Annotated in this window: 28 protein-coding genes; 14 read left to right on the forward strand and 14 right to left on the reverse strand. The window is 38.9% G+C overall.

All coding sequences use genetic code 11. From position 1 onward, the window contains the following. The first annotated feature begins 116 nt into the window (after positions 1-116). From ACFX4L_RS08690 to ACFX4L_RS08705, 4 genes are all read left to right on the forward strand, one after another. Positions 117-407 (forward strand): DUF3817 domain-containing protein, encoded by a 291-nt coding sequence (locus tag ACFX4L_RS08690; protein WP_125161863.1) that lies wholly within the window; start codon positions 117-119, stop codon positions 405-407. Between the two features lie 188 nt (positions 408-595). Next, on the forward strand, positions 596-1363 hold the full coding sequence (locus tag ACFX4L_RS08695; protein ID WP_377383551.1) for an ABC transporter ATP-binding protein: 768 nt from the start codon (positions 596-598) through the stop codon (positions 1361-1363). Beyond that, on the forward strand, positions 1350-3269 hold the full coding sequence (locus ACFX4L_RS08700; protein ID WP_377383548.1) for an ABC transporter permease: 1920 nt from the start codon (positions 1350-1352) through the stop codon (positions 3267-3269). The genes ACFX4L_RS08695 and ACFX4L_RS08700 overlap by 14 nt, the downstream gene beginning before the upstream one ends. 5 nt (positions 3270-3274) lie before the next feature. Further along, positions 3275-3628, forward strand: coding sequence for a YxeA family protein (locus tag ACFX4L_RS08705; RefSeq protein WP_125161860.1), 354 nt, complete (start codon positions 3275-3277; stop codon positions 3626-3628). Between the two features lie 59 nt (positions 3629-3687). Here the strand turns inward: ACFX4L_RS08705 and ACFX4L_RS08710 are convergent, their stop codons facing one another. After that, on the reverse strand, positions 3688-5088 hold the full coding sequence (locus tag ACFX4L_RS08710) for a sensor histidine kinase (protein WP_377383545.1): 1401 nt from the start codon (positions 5086-5088) through the stop codon (positions 3688-3690). A 6-nt stretch (positions 5089-5094) separates the two neighbouring features. Then, complete coding sequence (locus ACFX4L_RS08715) at positions 5095-5796, reverse strand: response regulator transcription factor (RefSeq protein WP_125161858.1); 702 nt, start codon at positions 5794-5796, stop codon at positions 5095-5097. A 402-nt stretch (positions 5797-6198) separates the two neighbouring features. On the opposite strand from ACFX4L_RS08715, the gene ACFX4L_RS08720 reads away from it, so the two are divergent. Then, a complete protein-coding gene (locus ACFX4L_RS08720) occupies positions 6199-7374 on the forward strand; it encodes an MFS transporter (protein ID WP_284471762.1) in 1176 nt (391 codons plus the stop codon). A 76-nt stretch (positions 7375-7450) separates the two neighbouring features. Here the strand turns inward: ACFX4L_RS08720 and ACFX4L_RS08725 are convergent, their stop codons facing one another. The 6 genes from ACFX4L_RS08725 to ACFX4L_RS08750 all read right to left on the reverse strand — a co-directional run bounded on the left by ACFX4L_RS08725 (position 7451) and on the right by ACFX4L_RS08750 (position 12236). Further along, positions 7451-8188, reverse strand: a complete 738-nt coding sequence (locus tag ACFX4L_RS08725; RefSeq protein ID WP_125161856.1) for an amino acid ABC transporter ATP-binding protein — start codon at positions 8186-8188, stop codon at positions 7451-7453. A 29-nt stretch (positions 8189-8217) separates the two neighbouring features. Next, positions 8218-8922, reverse strand: coding sequence for an amino acid ABC transporter permease (locus ACFX4L_RS08730; RefSeq protein WP_125161855.1), 705 nt, complete (start codon positions 8920-8922; stop codon positions 8218-8220). After that, the gene (locus ACFX4L_RS08735; RefSeq protein ID WP_377383540.1) at positions 8906-9730 is read right to left on the reverse strand and encodes an amino acid ABC transporter substrate-binding protein; all 825 of its coding nucleotides are present in this window, start codon (positions 9728-9730) and stop codon (positions 8906-8908) included. Before ACFX4L_RS08735 ends, ACFX4L_RS08730 begins: the two co-directional genes overlap by 17 nt. Positions 9731-10065: 335 nt before the next feature. Continuing rightward, positions 10066-10377, reverse strand: coding sequence for a hypothetical protein (locus tag ACFX4L_RS08740; RefSeq protein ID WP_377404781.1), 312 nt, complete (start codon positions 10375-10377; stop codon positions 10066-10068). 410 nt (positions 10378-10787) lie between these two features. Further along, positions 10788-11258 carry a DinB family protein gene (locus ACFX4L_RS08745; protein ID WP_377383535.1) on the reverse strand — a complete coding sequence of 157 codons (471 nt, stop codon included), beginning with the start codon at positions 11256-11258 and terminating at the stop codon, positions 10788-10790. A 567-nt stretch (positions 11259-11825) separates the two neighbouring features. Continuing rightward, a complete protein-coding gene (locus ACFX4L_RS08750) occupies positions 11826-12236 on the reverse strand; it encodes a GNAT family N-acetyltransferase (protein ID WP_089362864.1) in 411 nt (136 codons plus the stop codon). Positions 12237-12788: 552 nt separating this feature from the next. On the opposite strand from ACFX4L_RS08750, the gene ACFX4L_RS08755 reads away from it, so the two are divergent. Both ACFX4L_RS08755 and ACFX4L_RS08760 read left to right on the forward strand, forming a co-directional pair. After that, a complete protein-coding gene (locus ACFX4L_RS08755; protein ID WP_377383532.1) occupies positions 12789-13682 on the forward strand; it encodes a TIGR01777 family oxidoreductase in 894 nt (297 codons plus the stop codon). A 70-nt stretch (positions 13683-13752) separates the two neighbouring features. Beyond that, positions 13753-14928 carry an LL-diaminopimelate aminotransferase gene (locus ACFX4L_RS08760; RefSeq protein WP_377404783.1) on the forward strand — a complete coding sequence of 392 codons (1176 nt, stop codon included), beginning with the start codon at positions 13753-13755 and terminating at the stop codon, positions 14926-14928. Between the two features lie 181 nt (positions 14929-15109). On the opposite strand, the gene ACFX4L_RS08765 is transcribed toward ACFX4L_RS08760, so the two are convergent. After that, positions 15110-15316, reverse strand: coding sequence for a hypothetical protein (locus tag ACFX4L_RS08765; RefSeq protein ID WP_377404786.1), 207 nt, complete (start codon positions 15314-15316; stop codon positions 15110-15112). Positions 15317-15614: 298 nt separating this feature from the next. On the opposite strand from ACFX4L_RS08765, the gene ACFX4L_RS08770 reads away from it, so the two are divergent. Next, entirely contained in the window at positions 15615-15887 is a 273-nt protein-coding gene (locus tag ACFX4L_RS08770; RefSeq protein WP_061461701.1) for a phage holin, read from the forward strand. 191 nt (positions 15888-16078) lie between these two features. Then, positions 16079-16558 carry a C40 family peptidase gene (locus ACFX4L_RS08775; protein WP_061461702.1) on the forward strand — a complete coding sequence of 160 codons (480 nt, stop codon included), beginning with the start codon at positions 16079-16081 and terminating at the stop codon, positions 16556-16558. 89 nt (positions 16559-16647) lie between these two features. Here ACFX4L_RS08775 and ACFX4L_RS08780 read toward each other — a convergent pair whose 3' ends face one another. Together ACFX4L_RS08780 and ACFX4L_RS08785 are read right to left on the reverse strand one after the other, a co-directional pair. Beyond that, positions 16648-17184, reverse strand: coding sequence for a GDYXXLXY domain-containing protein (locus tag ACFX4L_RS08780; RefSeq protein WP_377404789.1), 537 nt, complete (start codon positions 17182-17184; stop codon positions 16648-16650). Beyond that, complete coding sequence (locus tag ACFX4L_RS08785) at positions 17177-18235, reverse strand: DUF2157 domain-containing protein (protein ID WP_377404792.1); 1059 nt, start codon at positions 18233-18235, stop codon at positions 17177-17179. The genes ACFX4L_RS08780 and ACFX4L_RS08785 overlap by 8 nt, the downstream gene beginning before the upstream one ends. Before the next feature lie 230 nt (positions 18236-18465). On the opposite strand from ACFX4L_RS08785, the gene ACFX4L_RS08790 reads away from it, so the two are divergent. Genes ACFX4L_RS08790 through ACFX4L_RS08800 form a run of 3 tightly spaced genes read left to right on the forward strand, consistent with a single transcriptional unit; the run spans position 18466 to position 20125 of the window. Next, a complete protein-coding gene (locus ACFX4L_RS08790; RefSeq protein WP_089362873.1) occupies positions 18466-18783 on the forward strand; it encodes a PadR family transcriptional regulator in 318 nt (105 codons plus the stop codon). After that, positions 18783-19334 carry a DUF1700 domain-containing protein gene (locus tag ACFX4L_RS08795; RefSeq protein ID WP_377404796.1) on the forward strand — a complete coding sequence of 184 codons (552 nt, stop codon included), beginning with the start codon at positions 18783-18785 and terminating at the stop codon, positions 19332-19334. The genes ACFX4L_RS08790 and ACFX4L_RS08795 overlap by 1 nt, the downstream gene beginning before the upstream one ends. Next, complete coding sequence (locus tag ACFX4L_RS08800) at positions 19331-20125, forward strand: DUF4097 family beta strand repeat-containing protein (protein WP_377404799.1); 795 nt, start codon at positions 19331-19333, stop codon at positions 20123-20125. Before ACFX4L_RS08795 ends, ACFX4L_RS08800 begins: the two co-directional genes overlap by 4 nt. Positions 20126-20223: 98 nt before the next feature. Here the strand turns inward: ACFX4L_RS08800 and ACFX4L_RS08805 are convergent, their stop codons facing one another. The 3 genes from ACFX4L_RS08805 to ACFX4L_RS08815 all read right to left on the reverse strand — a co-directional run bounded on the left by ACFX4L_RS08805 (position 20224) and on the right by ACFX4L_RS08815 (position 20894). Next, positions 20224-20409, reverse strand: coding sequence for a hypothetical protein (locus ACFX4L_RS08805; RefSeq protein ID WP_284471746.1), 186 nt, complete (start codon positions 20407-20409; stop codon positions 20224-20226). Positions 20410-20548: 139 nt separating this feature from the next. Further along, entirely contained in the window at positions 20549-20677 is a 129-nt protein-coding gene (locus ACFX4L_RS08810) for a hypothetical protein (RefSeq protein WP_377404802.1), read from the reverse strand. Beyond that, a complete protein-coding gene (locus ACFX4L_RS08815; RefSeq protein WP_377404805.1) occupies positions 20652-20894 on the reverse strand; it encodes a hypothetical protein in 243 nt (80 codons plus the stop codon). Before ACFX4L_RS08815 ends, ACFX4L_RS08810 begins: the two co-directional genes overlap by 26 nt. Positions 20895-21278: 384 nt before the next feature. On the opposite strand from ACFX4L_RS08815, the gene ACFX4L_RS08820 reads away from it, so the two are divergent. Next, positions 21279-21641: a hypothetical protein gene (locus ACFX4L_RS08820; protein ID WP_377404808.1), complete on the forward strand. Its 363-nt coding sequence runs from the start codon at positions 21279-21281 to the stop codon at positions 21639-21641. Next, positions 21638-22003 carry a GGDEF domain-containing protein gene (locus ACFX4L_RS08825; RefSeq protein ID WP_377404811.1) on the forward strand — a complete coding sequence of 122 codons (366 nt, stop codon included), beginning with the start codon at positions 21638-21640 and terminating at the stop codon, positions 22001-22003. Before ACFX4L_RS08820 ends, ACFX4L_RS08825 begins: the two co-directional genes overlap by 4 nt. The last annotated feature ends 571 nt before the right edge of the window (positions 22004-22574 follow it).

The following is a 22574-nucleotide window of genomic DNA, read 5'->3' on the forward strand; positions in this document are numbered from 1 at the left end:
TATTAGTGGATCTGCCAGTAATATAATATGATAGAGGAACAGATTTTGGATTGGGATTAAGAAGCTGGAAGTCTGTTTGTGTGTCGTTTGTGTACAATGGATAAGGGGATGTGCGAATGTTTTCTACAGCTATTGGATGGTTTCGGTTTATTACAATAATTGAGGGGATCTCATATGTTCTATTGCTTGCTATTGGTATGCCCATTAAGTACTTATTGGATATTGGGGAAGTAACACTCATTTTAGGCAGCATCCATGGTTTCTTATTTGTCGTGTTTGGGCTATTACTGCTCTATGTGAGCATTAAATCAAAATGGTCCTTTTTTAAAATGGCGATGATCTTCATCGTTTCATTCATCCCATTTGGGAATTTCGTAATCGACCGCAGGATATTGAAGCAAAGTTAAATGATAAAGAACCTGATTTCGTATTTATTCAGTACTTTTACTTTTGACAAATCCATAAAAAACGTCTTCCTATTTAATTGGAAGGCGTTTTTTTTATAGATTTAAGCTTGCTGTAAGGTTGGCATAATTATGCTGTAAGGATGAGCATGTAAAGTATAAGTATCAACAATATTGAAGAGGTGAAATACATGGAACCATTATTAAAAGTAGAAAATATTAAAAAAACTTATGGTAAATCAAGCGCTTCCTACACAGCGTTAGAAAATATATCTTTTGACATTCATGAAGGAGAATTTGTAGGTATCATGGGACCTTCTGGAGCGGGGAAATCGACTTTGCTTAATATGTTAGCAACTATTGACTCTCCAACAGAGGGGGAAATATATATGAATGATACGAGCATTCACGATATGAAGGGAGCCGAATTAACAGATTTCAGACGTGATAACCTTGGTTTTATCTTCCAAGACTACAATTTGCTCGACTCATTGACTGTGAAGGAAAATATATTATTACCACTGGCGATTGCGAAAATTCCAGCGAAAGAAATTAATATCTTAGTGAATCGGATTGCTAAAGTATTCGGGATTGAAGGTTTACTAGCTAAATATCCATACCAAATCTCCGGTGGCCAAAAGCAAAGAACAGCTGCAGCCAGGGCGCTTGTGACAGAGCCAGCATTGATCCTTGCAGATGAGCCAACGGGTGCGCTTGACTCAAAATCGGCGACAGGCCTGCTGGAAAGCTTAAGTGAATTGAATGAAAATAATAATTCCACCATCATGTTGGTGACACATGATGCATATGCCGCAAGCTTCTGCCGTCGTATTATTTTCATCAAGGATGGAACGCTTTCAACAGAAATTTATCGTCGTGGCCGAACACGTAAAGCTTTCTTCCAAGAGATTTTGGATGTCCTTGCAACAATTGGAGGTGAGGTAGATGACGTTATTTAGTCTAGCGAGAAAAAATATTGCACGAAACCTCTCCCAATATTTTTTATATATCGCATCCATGGTTTTTAGCATTATCATATACTTCACATTTGTAACATTAAAATATAGCGACACGATTGCAGAACAAACGGCTTCATCACAAAAATTAGGTTCATTGATGAGTGGTGCGGCAGTCATCCTGATTTTCTTCGTTGCCATTTTTATTGCCTATTCAAATTCATTCTTTATGAAAAAACGTAAAAAAGAAGTGGCATTATACGCATTGCTTGGCGTACGTAATCGTCAAATAGGGTTTATGCTCTTCTTTGAAAACTTATTACTAGGTTTGGTTTCATTAGTTGTGGGGATTTTACTTGGATTCCTTTGTTCAAAAGGATTCATGACGATTTTGATTTATTTAATGGGTTATGATGTCATAGCTCCATTTACATTTTCGGGATCTGCAGCTTTGAACACCTCTATCGTATTTCTTATTATTTTCTTGGTGACATCATTCCAAGGCTATCGTTTAATATATCAATTTAAACTAATTGATCTCTTCCATGCATCGAAAAAAGGGGAAGCGGCTCGGAAGCCATCAATGATTGTAGCCATTTTGGGAGTTTCCCTGATTGTCATTGGTTATTGGTTGGCGATGCAAGACCTTTTTACTTCTAAAGTGTGGGAAAAAGCCGGCTTTTTAATTACGGCACTCACTATTTTGACAACAGTAATTGCCGGTACGTTTTTATTGTTTCATAGCGTGACAGGCTTTGTGTTGGCCATGATTAAGAAAAATGAAAAATGGCTATGGAAAGGCCTTCATTTAATGACGATTTCGCAACTGCTATATCGCATTCGGGGTAATGCACGTACATTGACCGTAATTGCGGTGTTAAGTGCTACAACGGTAACGGCTGGCGGTGCGGTTTATGGTCTTTATTACAACGCAAATGACCAAGTTATGACCGCTGATCCGAATACCTTCATGTATCAGCAAACGGATGAAAAAATCGATCAACAAGTCAGCGCTGTATTGCCAGATACCATGTACGATAAAAATATCGTAGCACTATCTGTCCCATTTAATACGAAAGAATTAAACACGGCATCAGCATTCGATAGCTCGGAAAAAAGAGTTTATACAGTTATCGACGAAAAAACATATAACGAATTAGCAGAAGTACAAGGTAAGGAAGCACTGCTTGTGAATGATGACAATGCAGTCATTTTAGATATTGGATATGACAAAAGATTCTCACCTAAATACAAGGACAAGACCATTAAGACAGAAAACAGCAAGGCAATCACATTCCAAAGCTATAAAACACAAACAGTTTTAAATGCCGGAACAGCAGGCATTACAGTGGTTGTATCAAATGATCAATTTAAAGCATTGCAAACAGAAGGCGAACACCTAAATTATCGTGTTATTGGAATGGATCAAGCTTCCACGGATTTATCTGAAAAAATTGCAAAACAAATACCTGAAGAAGCGCTATTTTCTAGTGCACCTAGAGATTTCCAAACAAGCATCGAAGGTGTAGGCTCATTGCTCTTTATCGGAAGTTTTCTGGGTTTGGTTTTTTTAGCTGCTACAGGCAGTATCATTTACTTTAAAGTTCTAACTGAAGCTGAGGAAGATAAATCACAATATAATATGCTTCATAAAATGGGCGTTAACGCAAAAGAAATGAGGAAGTCCATTGCCTCACAAGTATTCGTAATCTTTTTCGTTCCACTGGCAGTGGGGTTATTACACAGTGCAATCGCTTTAAAAGCCTTCTCGGGCTTATTGATGATGGACCTAGCAAAACCTGTGTTGATCTGGATGATTGCTTATACGGTTATCTATGGGCTGTATTATATCTTAACGGTAGCTTCCTATAATCGTATTATCACACAAAATAATAAAACAGAAGGATGATCGGAATGAAGAAATTTTTTATGGTAGTTGGTATTTTGTTAATACTGGGAGCGGCGGGAGTCTTCGCGCTTAATAAAATAGACTTTAACCGCATGAATGCCGACAATTATTATTTGCAAGTTACAGAGGATGGGGTACAGCATGAAACCAAACTGGATGATGGTTCAGTCATGACTTATTATTCTTATAAACTGGACGCCAAAAATGCAGATGGTGAAATGATACCACTTGAATTCACCGCACAAAAAAATCTTCGAAAAGATGCTTACTTAAAGATGTACGTGAAAAATGGTGATGAAGTTTCGTCATATGATGAAGTGAAATTTGAGGAAATTCCAAAAAAGGCACAAACAAAATAAAATAGGAAAGAAGGGCTGTCTGTAAGTGAAGGACAGTCCTTTCTCTGTAAGAAAAATAATTATAAAAGTAGAGTAATGGTGGTTCCTTCATTTTCAACGCTAGTCAAATTAAGTTTCCCATTATGAGCCAGAATAATATCTCTTGCAATAGCCATTCCTAAACCAGTCCCATGTGCACTGGCTGTATTCGTACCTCGATAGTATCGTTCAAAAACCTGTTCTATATCTTTAGGGGGAATACCTCGGCCATTATCGGCAATGGTAATTTGGGTATGAAGTTCTGATCGTAGATGAATATCATCAATTTGTATTTTAACAACGACATTTTCTTCGTTATGCACGAGTGCATTGTAGATAAAGTTAAATATAGCCCGTTTCAGTAATTTTTTATCCACTTGATGTGTTGCCTTATCCACATTTGCCTCGAATTCAACCTGGCGATCACCAAATTGTGAATCATTTAAAAGCTCGATCGTCATTTCTCGTATAAACCCAACGATATCTACATCTTCAAATTGCAAAGGGAGTCGTTGATTGCGTAAACGCATCGTTAAATTTAGATCATCCAACAAATCTTGCATATAAATGGACTGTCTATTAATAATGGACGTATACTCATACAGTTCCTGTGATGTTAAATCAGTGGCGTTATCCTTCATCAATTCTGTATAACCATGGATTGAAGCGAGTGGTGTCTTCATGTCATGAGAAACATTGCTAATCCATTCCTCACGCATTTGGTCGAGTTGATCACGTTCTTTCTCATATTGATCTAACTTTACCGATAGTTCATTCATATTGCGAAACACATCTTCATAAACACCTTTTGGTATGCTCATCCTTTTAAAGCGCTTCTCCCGGAGCTGCTGAATTCCTTCTATTAATATGTTAAGCGGACTCGTTAACCTTTTACCAAATAAGAATCCAATGACGATTGCAATAATGATATCCACAATTAAAAACAGTAAAAGGAACACTTTAAAGTTTTTAAAAACTTTTTCATAATCATAGGTCAGGACATAGCGACCTATTTTCTGATCCTTAACGCCTACAAAATAGCTGAAATCATGGGCCGCTCCTGCAAAAACAGTCGTCTCTGCATCAACTTCTTTATACTTATACATTTGGACGATTTCAACAGGGGAATACATGGTTTGCAATTTTGGAGGAGTATAAAAGGCAGCCACTTGCTCACCCTTATTATTCAAAAATTGTATCCAGGCGTTATTCTCCTGCAGTTTTTCTAGTCCTTCTTCATTTACAATTGGTTTGTTATCTTTTAGTTCTACATATTGTGAAAATGTTCTGCTAAAGTTTTCTGCAGATGCTTCTTCAGTCCCGAAATTATGCATGGCCCGATAAAAGAGTAAGCTTAAGAGTAAAATTGTATTTACAATCCCTACGATTACAACTATTGCCACAACGGATACTAAAAAGCGCCGTGTCAATTTCCACTTCATCTTGTTTCACCCCTTGGTTTGTAATTTATAACCAAGCCCTTTAACAGTTATTAAAAACGAAGGTTTTGAAGGATCTGCCTCGATTTTTTCGCGTAAACGGCGAATATGTACCATCACTGTATTATCAGAGCCAAAGAAATCATCGCCCCACACATGTTCGAACAAAGTTTCTTTGCTTAAGATCTGATTCGGGTGATGCATAAAACAGCTCATCAGACCGATTTCTTTGGCTGTGAGCTCAATCGTATTGCCATCCTTTTTCACTTCATTTTCATTTGCACTAAGCTCAAAAGGACCAACTTGCAAATTTTTCGGAACAGCTTTTTCATCCGAAAAGCCAGCACGCCTCAAATGTGCCTTTATTCGATATGCTACTTCTTTCGGACTGAATGGTTTGGTGATATAATCATCCCCGCCTATCGCCAACCCTAAAAGCTTATCAATTTCCTCATCCTTTGCCGACAAAAATAAAACGGGAACATTCGACACCTCACGAATTTGCTTGCATAAATCATAGCCTTCACCATCTGGCAGCATAATATCTAGCAGCACAAGTGCAGGATTGATCTCCTGAAACTTTGACCAGCCATCCGCAACTGTTCCAGCCGTAACAATATTCGGGATACCTTCTTTATGTAAAACGGTCTCCATGAGACGTGCCAAATCTTCTTCATCGTCAATAATTAAAATCCACTGATCATTAGACATTCTTGTACCTCCCAAACTTCAATCATACCCTACAGTATAGTTTACCCCATAGGAAAAAATAAGGGGGAAGGGATAGATATTTCTCGAATAAGTGGTGACTTTGGCATCCGTCATAATTTTTTCAAAACGTTATGGATAAGAGCAATTAAGTTTTACTAAAAAATGAAAATGTACTTTCAAGATCAGGACTCCGATGCCTGATTTTTAGTTTAGTGGGTTTCCTTTCATTTGGGGAGAAAGAAGATCGTGCTTCATACTGATTTGGTAAAGGTTGTGTGATAAACTGTTTAAAGTATTGCTAGGAAGATTATGCTAAGTAATATGATTCGCTGCTGTTCTTTTGACCCAAATCATTCTATAAAAGTTATTAGCGAATGTGGAAGAATAAAAGGAGAAAAAATAATGGAAACAAAAAAAGTGTTACCCGTTCTTTTTTTAGTGATGTTTTTAGTCATGGTCGGATTTGGGATCATCATTCCCGTCATTCCGTTCCTTGCTGAAAAGGTTGGCGGCAGTCCTACTGAGCTTGGTCTTTTAATGGCTGTTTATTCATTAATGCAATTATTTTTTGCTCCGATGTGGGGACGTATATCTGACCGGATAGGACGTAAGCCTGTCATGATAATCGGGATTGCTGGATTGGCCCTTTCGTTTTTCATCACGGCTTCGGCAGATTCCTTATGGGTATTATTTGTAGCCAGGATCATTGGCGGGATTTTGTCTTCGGCAAACATGCCAACCGCAATGGCGTATGTGGCTGATATCACGACGCCGGAAGATCGAGGAAAAGGGATGGGGATCATCGGTGCGGCTACAGGGCTTGGATTCATCTTTGGTCCGGCGATTGGCGGGGTATTCTCCAAATCAAGTTTGAATTTACCGTTTTACATTGCTGGAATTTCTTCTTTGATTACTTTATTTTTAGTAATTGCGATTCTGAAGGAATCACATACTGTTGAAAAGAGGGCCCAACAGTCTAAAAATGAAGAGTCCATGTGGAAAGCCTTTAAAGGGCCTCTTACAACCATGTTCTTTCTGCAATTGATCGTCACCCTTTCAATGGCAGGACTCGAAACGACTTTTGCCTATTTCGCAGCCAAAAAGGCTGATATAAGTCTTGTCCAATTAGGCTATATCTTCATGATCATGGGGTTTGGCAGTGCGATTGTTCAAGGTGGACTAGTGGGTAGGCTGACAAAGAAATATGGGGAAGGCGCGGTCATACGAATGGGAATCATCGTATCGGCAGTTGGTTTCATTCTGATCCTGTTTTCTTCCGGTTTTTGGACATCGGCGGTTTTCCTGACGATTTTCGGAGTGGGTAATGGGTTCATCCGGCCGGCAATTTCGGCACTGCTGACCAAAAGTTCCATGACGGGCCATGGCAGTGTAACTGGACTGCTATCTTCCTTCGACTCATTCGGCAGGATTGCAGGTCCTCCGATAGGCGGTTGGTTATTTTCGATTTCGATAGATTTACCATTTATATCGGGCGCGATCCTTTCCGTTTTTGCTTTGATTCTTTTTCAGGTATATCATGCACGGACACAGACTAAACAGGTCCAAGTATCTCATTAATTTGATGATGGGCAAAAACCCCCCATTTCTAAAAATGGGGGGCGGCCGCGAGCGGTGCTTGAAAAAGCACCGTTTTTTATTGAATCATATTAAGGAATTTACGTGTACGCGCTTCTTTAGGGTTTGTGAAAATCTGTTCGGGTGTTCCCCGTTCCATTATTTTTCCTTCATCCATGAAAATGACCTCGTCGGCGACCTCACGGGCAAAACGCATTTCATGGGTTACCACGATCATTGTCATGCCTTCTTCTTTTGCCAGGTCTTTCATGACCTGTAACACGTCTCCAACTAGTTCGGGGTCAAGAGCGGAGGTGGGTTCATCGAATAGCATGACCTTCGGCTCCATGGCCAGGGCCCTTGCAATTCCGACTCGTTGCTGCTGTCCGCCGGACAATTGAAAAGGATAAAAATCGATTTTTTCACCTAAGCCCACTTTTGTAAGCAGGGCAGCAGCCGTTTCTTTCGCTTGATGTTTGGCTATGTTTTTTACAATGATGGGGCCTTCCATAACATTTTCCACTGCTGTTTTGTGGGGGAAGAGGTTATAACTTTGGAAAACCATCCCAGTCAAACTTCGAAAAGATGTAATCGATTTTTTTCTAACGGTTTTTTTGAAGTCCATTAAGCTTTGATCGATTTCAATCGTCCCGTCCGTTGGCACTTCAAGGAGATTCAAACACCGAAGAAAGGTTGTTTTACCTGAACCCGAAGGACCGATCAATACAATGACTTTACCCTGCTCCACTTCCAAATCAATGCCCTTTAAAACTTCAAGGTCACCAAACGATTTATGAAGATTCTTAATGTTGATCATTTTAAAATCTCCTTTAACTACTGCGGTTCTTATTTTGCTACATAACGATTAAGTCTGTCCTCTAAACTTCCTTGAATGAAAGATAAAATAGTACACAAAATCCAATATAAAGCAGCTGCTTCTATGTAAATTAGCAGAAATTCATAGTTTTTTGCAGCGATCTCCTGAGCTTTACGGAATAGTTCCGTTACAAGAATGAGTGATGCAAGCGATGTATCTTTTATAAGGCTAATGAACGTGTTGGATAATGGGGGAATGGATACACGTGCTGCTTGCGGCAAAATGATGCGCTTTAAAGCTTGGGTATATGTCATCCCGATTGAATAGCCTGCTTCCCATTGTCCTTTTGGTATGGATAAAATGGCTGCTCGTATAATTTCCGAAGCGTATGCTCCCACATTTAAAGAGAATCCTATAATAGCCGATATGAAAGGATTAATGGTTACACCTAAATTTGGAAGTCCATAGAAAATAATAAATAATTGCACAAGTAAAGGTGTCCCGCGGATGATTGACACATATACACGCGCAATTATTTGAAAAATTTTAATGGAAGATAATCTAGCTAATGCTGTAAGTACAGCGAGAATAAGGCCGATAACAAATGAAATTAGCGTTAGTGGAATCGTATATTGAATGGCTCCCTCTATCATCGGATAGAGGGAGGTTTGAGCGATGGAAACAAGCTGGTTCATACGCTCAGGGTCACTGAAAATATTACTTAGGAGAAACATCTTCACCAAACCATTTATCTGAGATTTTTGCGTAAGTGCCGTCTTTTTTCATGGCTTTAAGTGCTTTGTTTACTTCTTCCACTAATTTGTCGCTGTCTTTTCTGAACATTAAACCACTGGCGACTCCGCTTTTTTCCTCATCAGCCACTTTGATAGGTGCATCCGGGTGTTTCTTTTTATAATCAAGGTACGACAATTTGTCATTGATCGTTGCATCTACACGTTTAGAACCGATAAGCTGTACAGACTGGGAAAACCCTTCTATACCGGTAACCTTTGCACCATGTGATTTGGCTATTTCATTGTAGTTACTCGTTAAAGATTGAGCAGAAGTCTTACCTTTCAAGTCATCGAATGATTTAATATCCGAATTATCTTTGTGAACAAGTAAAACGGCTCCTGATTGAATATATGGGTCAGAGAAATCATATTTCTTTTGACGGTCTTTATCGATGCCCACTTGGTTTGCGATCATATCAAAACGTTTGGCATCCAATCCTGCAAACATGCCGTCCCATTGTGTCTCCTTGAAATCAGCTTTCACTCCAAGGCGTTTTGCGACTTCTTTAGAGATTTCAACATCAAACCCCGTTAATTTGCCTGAATCATCGTGGAATGTGAAAGGAGGGTATGTACCTTCTGTTCCGACGGTTAATACGCCATCTTTTTTGACTTTATCATATAGACTTTCTTGTGAAGAAGACTTATTGCCGTTATCGTTCGCCTCATTTTTTGTATTTGAACCACATGCAGTAAGTACAAAAGTGAAAGCTAACAATAGCGATAAAAGCGGAACCATTTTTTTCATTTCGGTAAACCTCCTAGTAATCTGATAGGGATTGATACAATGTGATACTAAACAAGAATAGGAAAAAAGTCAATGAAAATAACTTATATGATTAGTGTTAATGAATCTTGGTGAATTATACGGATTTTGACGGATCGGAGTGAAATAATATTAAAAGAAAGAAGTATAATTCCCGCTTAATTAATTCGAGGAAGGAACTTAAAGGAAATGAACGGTTCATTAAGATTGCATATCCTTTCTGTGGGGACAAAAAGACCCTCATCCACGTCGATTATTAGCTAAGTGGAAGAGGGCCTTTTTGGACTGTCCGGAACTATTGAATGGATCTTTTTAACTTAGTGTTTATCATCATGATTTCTGTCCTCTACGCTGATAAAAATTTGGTATGAATAGAACCAAAGGTCTTTATAGTTACGTTTGTTGATTTTTGAAAAACGTGTTTCGTTATCCTCGTTCTCCGTCTTCGTATCGATTAGCGGTTCACCGTCAATCGTTTCTCCAGAGACATTTGCCCCTAGATTCGTGCCTCGCAAACGGAAATATTGATTCATTATTTGCTTTGACCTTGTAAGTGATGGCATGAAAACCGTCGCCATCGGTTTTCCAGTCTTTACTTGTAAAGCGTTTAACCACTTTTGCCGTATCATTGGTAGCTTTATTATAAGCAGGTGTTCCAGGCACAGTTTTTCCGGTTACTCCCCCGAAATTAAATCCACATGATCCACTTTGACTGCGTCCCCGTTGTTGTTCTTTTCGGGCTCTTAAATCGGATGGTGATCTTGACTTCCGGGATATGGGGAATGGGCATTTCACAGCCTGTCATCATGTGTGAAAATTGTTGAACTGTGTGACTTATACATTTAAAGAATATTTTACGATGACTATAGATTTGATTAGGATAATCATTATTTTTCACTAATGGGTGGCTAGAATAGAGCGGAGTTATCTTGAAGTCAGGTTATAGATATCTTAAGGATTTTTCATGCCGTATATGACACGCCTGCAAAATAAAAGGGGTGATTCACCATGATGAATCACCCTTTTGAAAATGATGCAGTTAATCCCAAACGCTAATTCTAGGAACTCCGGCAGTTCTTAAGTAGTCCAATAATTGACCAGTATGTACTGACTCATGATAAGCGATTCTAAGTAACATGTCTCCTAAATCTCTAATATATCCCATATTAGAGCGATCAATTTTAATATTTGATAAGTCGCTTTCGTTGAAGGATTTTATTGTTTCCAAAAAATCACGCCTGTAGGGTTCGGCAAAGTTTAATTCTGCTTCGACAGAGATAAGTGGCTGTTTTTCGAATGGTGATTCATAAACTGATAAGCTACCTTGATTTTTAATAGATAAATGATAGTAATGCTCACTATCAAGGACATGTCTAACCATTTCTAAACAACTCATTGCCTTGTCATCTGGTTTCCAATGGAGAGTGTCATTAGGTATTGAAATCCATAGTTTAATGTTTCTTCTTCTGACCTCTTCCAGATTTAAGATGATTAGTTCAATTGATTTCATAATTTCCTCCTCATTAAGCAGTGTATATCATTACTATACACGGTTTGATGCATGATTTATTGAATTATTTTGAAAATAAGGAAAAATTAATGATCGTTCGAAGTTGTATATTAATACGTATTCCTTCTAATATATATTGTACCGTTCCTGTTTAATTCAATTAGGATATCGTATAAGGTTAGCCAGTTTCTACTTGTTGGCCTTTTTAAAGGAATCTCTAATACCATGCCAAGGGAGGACATATGGGCGGAGGTTTTCGTTCAATTAGATTGTCCGTGATTAAATGTAGAACAGATTATTTTAATGAGGCAACCTAGAGAGGAATTAGATCATGATTAAGGTTTAATAAAAGGTTGAATAGACTACAGGGAAAATGCCTATGAATCCATGTAGAATTTACAGGCGATTTCATTTTCCTTGTTGTTCATTGCATGGAGGAACACAAGATTCATATATCCGTGTAATCCTAATATTCCTTATTTGAGAGTCCAATTAATGAAGGATAAAACAGAATGTATTTTAATCGATTTCTTCGTATTTATGGTGATAGGGGGCAGGAGGACCCTTTTAAATCAATGATTGAATTAGAATGTCATCATGATAAATTAAAATCGGTTTAAATCCAAATTCTTTAAATTTTTGCAATGCTTCAGGGTTATATTTGTTCACAAAACCGGATACTACAAGGATCCCTTTTTTTCTTGCATAAGCTACTAATCCTGGTAAAAGGGATTGCAGATTTCCCTTTCCTCTATACTTCTTCTCAAGCACTATATAATTAATATGAGCCACTTTAGATAAATAAAGATTATAACAAAGAAATCCCACTACTTTACCTTTATCATTACAAATCACAAGTACCTTATGTGACTTTTGCAAAATTTCATTCACTGTATCAGACGAAACCCGAAAATTACTTACCGTAATTTCCGTTAATTTCTTGATGTCTTTTTTAGGTTTCCAGTCTCGAAAGTACATCGTAATTTCTCCTTTATCTCTATTGGATATAACAGTTATTTACCAGAAATATATAGCTAGGACTTGTATATACATAACCAAAACTTAGCAATCAGCATTAATGTTTTATTAATATGGAATCCCTTTAGAGTATTCCAAAGGGATTCCATATTAATCTTTAAAAAAGAAACCTCTTAAAAATTCCGTTTAAATTCCTTGATTGAATTACCGTTATTGTTTTTTAATAAATTTTCCAAGACTCTTATCAAGCCAGCCCTGCGGCTGCTATTTCCAATTCTGGAATTGCCGCTTCTAAAATTACTAGTTCTAGAACTACTTGTTCTTCTTAGTTTTTTATTTGACACTGTAATCATCCTTTTGTTTTATAATTTTCCACATTACTAATTTATGTGTAATTTCCCCTTTTGCTTGGACAAGTTCCTTAATTATTGCCACCGTGGTATATACCATTTAATGTAATAATATGGTATAATTTTTGTGAAGTAATTCACAAAAAGGATGTTACTGGTTATTACTCGAACTATTAACACATAACAGAAAGCGGGTTGTTATATGCTGAAGAAAGTGGTTTTAGCTGGCGGGACTGGTTTTGTCGGTCAATATTTTGAAAATCATTTCAGGAATTTGGGATATGAGGTAAGAATCATCTCCAGGCAACCCCCGCATATCGGGTGGGATGATAAAGAAGGAATAAGGGAAACAATCGATAATTCGGATATGTTAATCAACCTCGCCGGAAAAACAGTCAATTGCCGCTACAATGTCAAGAATAAGAAAGAAATCTTAGATTCACGAACAAATACGACTGAAGTGCTCGGACAGGCGATTGAACAATGTGAAAATCCTCCTTCATTATGGATAAACTCAAGCACGGCAACCATATACAGGCATGCTGAAGATAAACCAATGACAGAAGAGCATGGTGTAATCGGTTCAGGCTTTTCCGTTGATGTAGCAAAAGCCTGGGAGCGCTCATTTTTCGATTTCCGATTACCCAAGACGAGACAAATTGCTTTACGGATCGCCATTGTATTGGGCGATGGGGGAGTGATGACCCCTTATAGGAATTTGGTTAAATTCGGCCTTGGAGGACATCAAGGATCAGGAAATCAGAAATTCAGTTGGATACATATAGAAGACTTATTTAACATTGTCCTTTTTCTGAGAAAAAATGAGGAGTTGAGCGGGGTGTTCAATTGTTCATCGCCGCACCCAGTTACAAATCGTGAACTGATGGCCTATTTGAGAAAGAACATGAATAAAAGGATAGGAATGCCTTGCCCAACACCCATGCTTGAAATGGGGGCTTTCTTTATGGGGACCGAAACGGAATTGATATTAAAAAGCCGCTGGGTCATACCTGAGAGGTTGGAAAAGGAAGGATATGCATTTAAATTCCATCATCTTGATGAAGCTCTTCATCAGATACTGATGAACTCTAATTAAGGGTATAAAATATTATAGATTGATTGCTATAATGATAGATATAAGATCATTAATGAAGGGGAATCGCAGAATGAATATGGCTCCATCAGAAAAAGTCGGAAGATTCAAAACAGGTATATTTTCAGAGTTGGCGACCCGCAAGCAGGCAGCGATGAAACGAGGGATGGATGTTATCGATTTGAGTGTCGGAAGTCCGGATTTACCACCGCCTGATTTTGTTGTGGATACGCTTGTGAAGTATGCACAGGATCCTAATTCCTATGGATATACGTTAAAAGGTACGCCTGAATTCCATGAGGCAGTCCGTTACTTTTATCGGCAGCGTTACGGAGTGGAACTGGATGCAGAAAAGGAAGTCCTGCAACTGATGGGATCCCAGGATGGCCTTGCACACTTGGCAACGGCGATGATAAACCCGGGAGATTATGTGCTGGTGCCAGATCCGGGATATCCAATTTATGAAGCGAGTGTTGAGCTTGCCGGCGGAATCATTCATCCGATGGCGCTTACTGCGGAGAATGGATTCCTGCCGCAGCTCAACGGCATTCCGGATGAAATAGTGAAAAAAACGAAAATGATGATCATCAGTTATCCGGGAAATCCAGTCACCGCCCTTGCTGATGAAGCTTTCTTTTCAGAAGTCATATTGTTTGCGGAAAAGAATGAGATCCTGGTGGTTCACGATTTTGCTTATTCTGAGTTGATTTTTGATAATCATCCACAAATTAGTTTTATGTCCATTCCTGGTGCCAAGGAAGTGGGGATTGAATTTAATTCACTTTCCAAAACATTTAATATGGCCGGCTGCCGGATTGGGTATGTGGTCGGCAATCGCGATGTGCTGAACATCTTGGGAACATTGAAATCACACATTGATTATGGGGTTTTTTATCCCATCCAAAAAGCTGCCGAAATGGCGCTTACTTCCAACCTTTCGCTGCTATCCGATCAGGTTAAGGAATACGAGTCCCGGCGTGATGCCTTGATATCAGGCCTTGCCGAAGGGGGATGGAAAGTGCCGAAGACCTCAGCGACCATGTTTATTTGGGCCAAAGTTCCAACTGGTTGGAAATCACGAGATTTTTCCTATGCACTGATTGAAAAAGCAGGAGTTACAACCGTTCCTGGAGATGCTTTTGGGAAACAGGGTGAAGGGTATGTCCGGATGGCTTTGGTCCAACCGGCTGAGAGGTTGACGGAAGCTGCTGAACGGATTCGATTGTTTTTGGAGGAATATCGAGTGTAAAAGTTGTCATTTAGTAAGGGAAGTAAAGGCATATCACTCCAGGATTTCACCCTCATGCAAATATGGGGAAAATTGAAGCGAAAAGCAAGTATCATGCCTATCGTTTGATTTATGTTCATTACATTGGGATATAAGAACGCTCGATCATGGATCGAACGTTCTTTATTTTTGTTTCTACTGCTTAATTATTTTTCGCGACTTTATTTAAAATGAAATAGGCTGATACAGCAGAGATTGCAGCAATTATCATTATAGGCATTTCCAAACGTTGCACAAAAATGACCTCATTGGATAATGTACCGCCGATATGTCCTGATCCTGAAAAATCAGGGGCATATGCAGCAGTTAGAATAAGTCCGGATAAAACTTGTAATATCATGAATATCAATAAGAAACTAATCGTGAAAAAAAGATACTTTTTCTTTTACACCTCCTCATTCATGTACGTATGTCTTGTGTAAAAGTTACAAAGTTTTACACTTTTCGTAAAGGGAATTGGTTTCTCTTACTCTAGTTTCATAAAACTATTTTGATGTTTAAGAGAAGGTCCATCCTCGGATGGACCTTTTTAAAGGTGAATTTCATGGAGTTTTCGAACGTAAAATGGACAAGCGGCATAATATATAGCAAGTCCGTAACTATTTTTCAATAAAGTTGACTTAATATGATAGATAGGGGGAAAAGCAATGATCAACTGGAAAGTGCGCCTTAAGAACCCGACGTTTATATTCACTGTACTCCTTCCAGGGCTTTTATTTTTGGCGCAGATGGTTGCAGCGTTCATAAACAATTTCATTACCCCAATAGGCTTTAGCATAACTGATGATGCAATTAACGGGGCATTAGGCATCATTAACTTCATAGCGCTTACTTTCTTTGGGGTCGGCGGTGTGGTCGATCATACCACAAAAGGTCTAAGTGACAGTGAAAATGCTCGACAATACGAGGAGCCCAAGTAACGGGCCCTGACTCCGTAATCTACTAAAAGAAGAATATACCAGATAACACCGTACTGGTTACACAACGGGTATCTGGTTTTTTGTTTTTTGTAGGGATGATGGTAGACCAATGAAATTTTTTTTGGTCTGAAAACTAAAATGCAACATACATTTAAAATTGTGGTTCATTTTCAGTTTGGGGAGGAAAAAGAATGAGTTATCGTTTACCAGTTTCAAAATGGCTTGCTGCCATAGTTTTACTCGGGGCATTGTTGACGGCATTCATATTCAGTCCGGCTAATGCTTCAGCTTCTATTAATTATGGTGATGAAGTGGCTGCTTTGGCAAAGAAGCAGGTGGGAAGCTCCTATAAATATGGAGGGACGACACCAATAGGGTTCGATGCAAGTGGTCTTACCCAATATGTATATAAAAATGCCGCGACGGAAATGAAGATTCCGAGAACGAGTGCGGAACAGTATAAAATCGGAAAGGCCGTGAAACAAAAGGACTTAATGGCGGGCGATTTGGTCTTCTATGCTACAGGTAAGAAAGGGCAGGTATCCTTTGTTGGAATCTATTATGGAAATGGCACATTTGTCGGGACCACGACCAAAGGAGTCAAGGTGGTCAAAATGAGTGATAAGTATTGGAAAGAAAAATATATAGGGGCAAAACGAGTCATTAAGTAACAATTTGATGTTTATATAAAAAGTATAGCAAATAAAAGAGCATCGATTCAGATGCTCTTTTTTGCTAGTCATATCCGGGATCGGGTCATTCATTCAATGATAATATCCGTTAATACAGCATTGCCATTACGAACCTTTACCACGGCCACTGAAGGATTGGCCAATGCGTCCTTCTCCATTTCCTTAGCCTTTTCTTCGGATGCGAAATAATTGTCCAGACCGTATCTGATCTGAATGGTTTTAGCATTTTGCAGGTCATAAGGGATTTCCAATTCCCCTTTTAGGTAAATGCCATTGCTGGGTTTTTCTTTCGATACGGAATCGACATCATATAGTCCATCGGCGTTTTGTTTTAAACGTACATATACCTTTTTATAATCACCCGTATTTCTAGTATTGAAATCGGATTTAATCGAGCCATCGAGTTGTGATGGCTTAACGGATTCAATTTCGTATTGCAATGCCACATAGCTGCCCCTAAACAAGTCAGTCGGATCGACCGGGGCAGTTTTGATTTTGATTACATCGCCTGTCATTGTTGTCCAGACTGGAGGAAGCGCCAAGACTAACAGAATCAAGACTGGAATGGAAAATACGATGAGTGGCCGGAATGATGGTTTATTCATTGAGTTCTCCTCCTTTTTTTCGTCGATTTTCAAAGAAGAAGCCAAAACCGATAAGCATGATGCCGCCGATGATGAATGTAAGCGATTTTGGCAGGAAGTCAAAGGAATCGATGTAATATCTGAAAATCAGTGCACAGATGATCACGATGCTGGTCAAACTTCCTTTTAGAATGAGATATAGCAGAAAAACGAAATAAGCTAGAGGGAACCAGATTGAAAAATCAAAGGTAAGGAAGAGTGCAGTAATACCATGTAACATATGCCCTTGTATGTGGGTGATGTTTTGTAATTTAGCTCTTACCGGAATATAGGCCAGTACGATTCCCAGCACAAACAGAATGGAAAGGACAATCGTATTCGAATTTTCAAACTCCAGCTTAGGCACGAATTCCATAAGAAATAAGGCAATTGTATTGATGGCTAAAGCGTTAATGAAAAAGGTCAGATATTTAGGGTAATCGAATTTCTTTAACATAATGTATAAAACCGGTAAAAAAACAAGAATGGCAAGCGGATAAGCTGTTTCATCAACGAAAATACTTCCGTTAATATAAATGAAAAGCAGGAAAGATGTAAAAATAAGGATGAAGACATCCTTTAAATAGTAACCGATGAATACCGTACCGATCGCCCATAATAAAAAGGAACTGTTGAAATTGATGCTGATATTAAACATCTGCTCAATTAGAAAAATCCCTGCACCAAATATTAGAATCCCTGCATAATGCAGACTTCGTGACGTTTTGGGAAAGCGTGCCTGCCACCTCACACCAGCAAAGTTCACCCCGATGAGGCATGCAATGATAAGCACGAATTTGACCGCTTTACTTAAATAGATCCAGTTACTGGCGACAAAGGTCAATACCCCCAGACCTAAAAGAAGTGCCCCAATGGATAATAGAATAGTGATGAAGCTCAAATTACCTTTTACGTCATAGGAATCTAACATCCTCACTTTCTCTTGCTGGGAGATGACTCCTTCCTTTTCAAGGTAATTAAATTCATGTTCAAGAAACTCGAATTTCTTTTTGGTTATTACTTTTTTGACCAAAACACTTCCCCCTTCCATATTTTACTATTATACAATGTATTCTCTTACAGCTATGAATATATGTTAATTTTCTTCTACCCTCATTGGATTGCATGTAAGAAAAAAATATTTTCAGTACCTTGCAATAAATAGTACCATATGGTAAATTATTTACATAAGATGTACTGTTCGGTGTTAAGTACTGTTTATTGAACTATACTAAAAAAAGTTTTGGAAGGAGTGTTGGTGCTATGAATGTACAATTTAAGAAAGGTGTCTTGGAACTGTGCGTCCTGGTCTTATTGGATAAGCAGGACCGCTATGGCTACGAACTTGTACAGAAGATTTCAGATCAAATCGAGATATCGGAAGGTTCGGTATATCCACTTTTACGACGATTGACGAAGGAAGAGTATTTTACGACTTATTTGCAAGAATCAACAGAAGGGCCACCGCGCAAGTATTATAAGTTAACCGACAAAGGCCGGAGATACCTTCAAGAGTTGCTGACGGAATGGAATGAATTTTCCAATGGGGTCAACCAATTAATCAAGGAGGGTGTGAACTAATGAATAAAGAACAGTTTTTAAAGCAGTTGAATGAATCTTTAACAGGGCTTTCCTTAGAGGAACAGGAAGATATCCTCCAAGATTACGAAGAGTATTTCGCAATTGGAATGGAAAAAGGGAAGACAGAGCAGGAAATTTCCACTTCCCTTGGGCATCCTAAACAGATTTCGAAGGAGCTGTTGGCATCCTACCATCTTGGTCAGGTCCAACAATCAACTTCTGCCGGTAATGTAATGCGGGCCGTTTGGGCAGTCATTGGTTTGGGATTCTTTAATTTAGTGATCGTTTTAGGACCTTTTATGGCATTGGTCGGAGTTGTTATTGCAGGATGGGCATCGGCGATAGCGTTCATTCTTGCTCCGTTGGGCGTTATTTTCAACCTTGCAGTGGGCAACTTTCAATTATTCGATCTGTTCTTTGCATTGGGGCTAAGCGGGATTGGCATTTTCATTGCCATGGGAATGTTTGTCGCTACGAGCGCTTTAACCAAAGGTTTCATTCGTTATTTAAAATTTAACGCTTCCCTTGTGAAAGGCGGTTTGAAAAAATGATTAATGTTAAAAAGTTATCGATCATTGCACTTGTATTGTTATTGGTCGGAGTAATAGGAAGTCTGTTTACTTTTTTCCAAGTGACGGATAAGAAAACGACTACAGAGGAAAAAACGGTTTCGGGGATCGTGACGGACGTTCAGGTCGACGCTGACAATGCAGCTGTAGAGATTATTCCAACGAAGGATAAGGATACCAGGATAGAGTTGGTTTCAAAAGGTGTGGATGTTTCCAAGCTGGATTTCTCTGCAGATGTGGAAGGCAAGAAGCTATCGATAAAATTAAAAGATCGACATACTTCTAGATTTGGTTTTCAAATTCAATCCTTACATTTAAAAGTATATGTGCCTGATAAATCCTATAAATCTTTTGTAGTCGAATCCGATAGTGGAAAATTGCAAATATCTGAATTGAAAAGTGAAATTCTAAATGTGGAATCTCAAAATGGCCGTGTTGAATTAAATGATATAATAACCGAAAAAGTCAAAGTGAAATCTGCTAATGGAAGAGTGGATCTTAATAATGTAGAGGGAAATCTGGTTGGGTCATCGAGTAACGGTGAAATCACATTGGTCACGAAAGACCTGGATAGGATGATCGACCTCGAAAGTGATAACGGTAAAATCATGATCAAAACAGAAAATGAACCGACAAATACAACTTTCAATGTTCATGTCGACAATGGAAAGGTAGATATCCTTGGTAAGTATGAGGGCAATACTGTCATTGGCAAAGGTGAAAACTTAGTGAAATTGGAAACGAATAATGGAAAAATCGAAGTAACGAAATAGTCGTGAAGCGTGAAAAAGCCGACCCAATTGGGTCGGCTTTTTCAGTTAAGCGGCCATTGTATCTTCATGAACAGACTTTGGCTTATTGTAATGCCTTTTTAAGAATGAACCATACACGGAAGCCAATATTTGTTGAAACAAGGTACCGAGAATGACGGGAACCCAACGGCCGCTGGGAAGTAAGCAACGGCAAGGGCGGCACCTGCAGCTATATTACCCATGCCTCCCGTATAGGTGACGGTAATGATCTCTTCTTTTTCCCACTTCAGGAATTTACCTGCCATCCAGGATAATAGGCACCGGAATAGAAGAAGACCATGATGCCCATTTTGATTAATTTAGCATCGATATGACTTAATTGCGGAGCGACTTTAGCGCTGTTCAAGGTCACACATATACCAATTGCGATTTTAGAAAAGGGAGCTAAACGCGTCCGAGCATCGGTTTTATTTTTCCCTTTGTAAGTTGATTCAGCACCATCCCGATCAACGAAGGAATGACAACCATCCAGGCCAGTCCAGTCCCTTCATGTGGCCACGGTATCCATTTCAACGGTTGTTCCGCTAAGGAAAGCGACGCTATATGGGACAATGATTGGCGAAAGGAGCGTATCGATCAAGGCGATCGTCAAGGTGAGCAAAGTGTCCCCTTTATAGACGGACACCCAAAGTAAACTGGTGACTCCGGTTGGAATCACAACTTCTAATACTAAACCAGTAATGGTCAGTTTATCCCCAGGGAACACCAAATGTCCAAGCAGCGAGGCCAAATCGGCATGCTTCGTACTATCATGTTGTTAACCCGATTAACGGGCGTGAAAGTCCAGGTTCCGGACATTCCACTTTTTCATCTGTAGGTCGGCTGGATATGTACAGATTCCAATAATAATAGAGTAGTTGCTAGTGGTTCATCCGTTTTTCATTTTATCATAGAGGTACTTTGCTAGAGGAGAGTTTACTGGGGATGGGCCCATTTCTAAGGTAATAGGGAAAAAAGTAATGCTTAAACTTTTGATGCTTTTCCTTTTACATGGTTTTGGAATTATAATATAGAAAGGAATAATCATGTTAATAGGAATGAATGAAACGTGTAAGTCTGCCATCTAGTTTAAGGGAAGATTTTTAAATGACTTCAAATATACGGGGGCTGCAGAATGAAATTCAATAAATTATCATTAGATATATTTAAACGAACGTTCTTCACCCGTAAGAAAAGGGAAAAGGACTATTTAAAGATAGGGTTCGAAGAGCAAAAAAAGGTTTTTAAAATAGTTGAAAGCACGAAGGATATTATCTACCGCTATGAATCCAATCCTAGTTCTAAGTTCAGTTATCTAAGTCCATCCATCAATGCCTTTTTAGGTCAAGGGGGCTTGGAAGAAGCATACAATGATCCTTCCTCGCCTTTTGAAAGGATTCATCCTGATGACTATGAAATCCTGAATGAAAAAATATACAGTTTTTCGATAATATATCCGCGAAATCCAATGAGGATTTTGATACTCCGGTTGCCATGATTTTATGTGATTTAGATGAGTTGAAATTTATGAATGATATGTATGGCCATAAGAAAGGGGATGAATTGATTAAAGAAGCAGCCAATCTATTGAAAAGGGTTTTCTCGGATATGGCTGTTGTTTCAAGAGTGGGGGGAGATGAGTTTGCCATTCTGCTGATTGATAGAGGTAAGGGAGAAGTGGAGTCACTTTGTGAATTATTAAAGGAAGAAATCATTTTGCATAATTCCCATGAAATGGGCCCCACATCAGTTTGTCATTCGGGTATGCTTACCATTTACATTCCAAAGGGAATATGGATAGCTTATTCATGGAAGCGGATCAAAAAATGTATCAAGATAAACGGCGAAGAAAAGAACTGAAACTCGTTCGGGCGGGTAGATGAAAGATATGGGGATACAATAATATAGCTTTCGACTGTTATCTCACTTTTCATTAGGCTCTTTTCGTAAAGATTGTTGTTTTTAAAACGAAACTATTTAAGGGTGATTGGAGCGGAAGTGCGAGACTCCTGCGGGAGCAGCGGGACAGGTGAGACCCCACAGGCGTTTACGCCGAGGAGGCTCACCGCCCGCCCCGCGGAAAGCGAGCATCTGGAGGGGAAATCAACCACAACTTACTACCTGGTAAATAGCAACAAAGTATGTGAAAACAGCCTTTCATTAACATGATCGACAAGTAATGCATAATTCTCTTCCTTGATGGATGGATTTGAAATTGGTATTGCAGTATGGCGAATGAGTGAAGAAATCGTTAGTTAGCATACGTACGGTAAGTGGACCATATCTTATTCAGGGGATGGAAATGATTATATCAGCCTTTAATTATGAAGGGTTGAAAGAGGCCCAGTGTCATAGAGGGCACTGAAAAAGTCCCTTCGGGCCAATAGAGGTAGTTTTTCTCAGTTTATTCTGAGGAAATCTACCTTTTTTT

The sequence above is a fragment of the Peribacillus sp. YIM B13482 genome, from assembly GCF_042787975.1.
Taxonomy (GTDB): domain Bacteria; phylum Bacillota; class Bacilli; order Bacillales; family DSM-1321; genus Peribacillus; species Peribacillus simplex_A.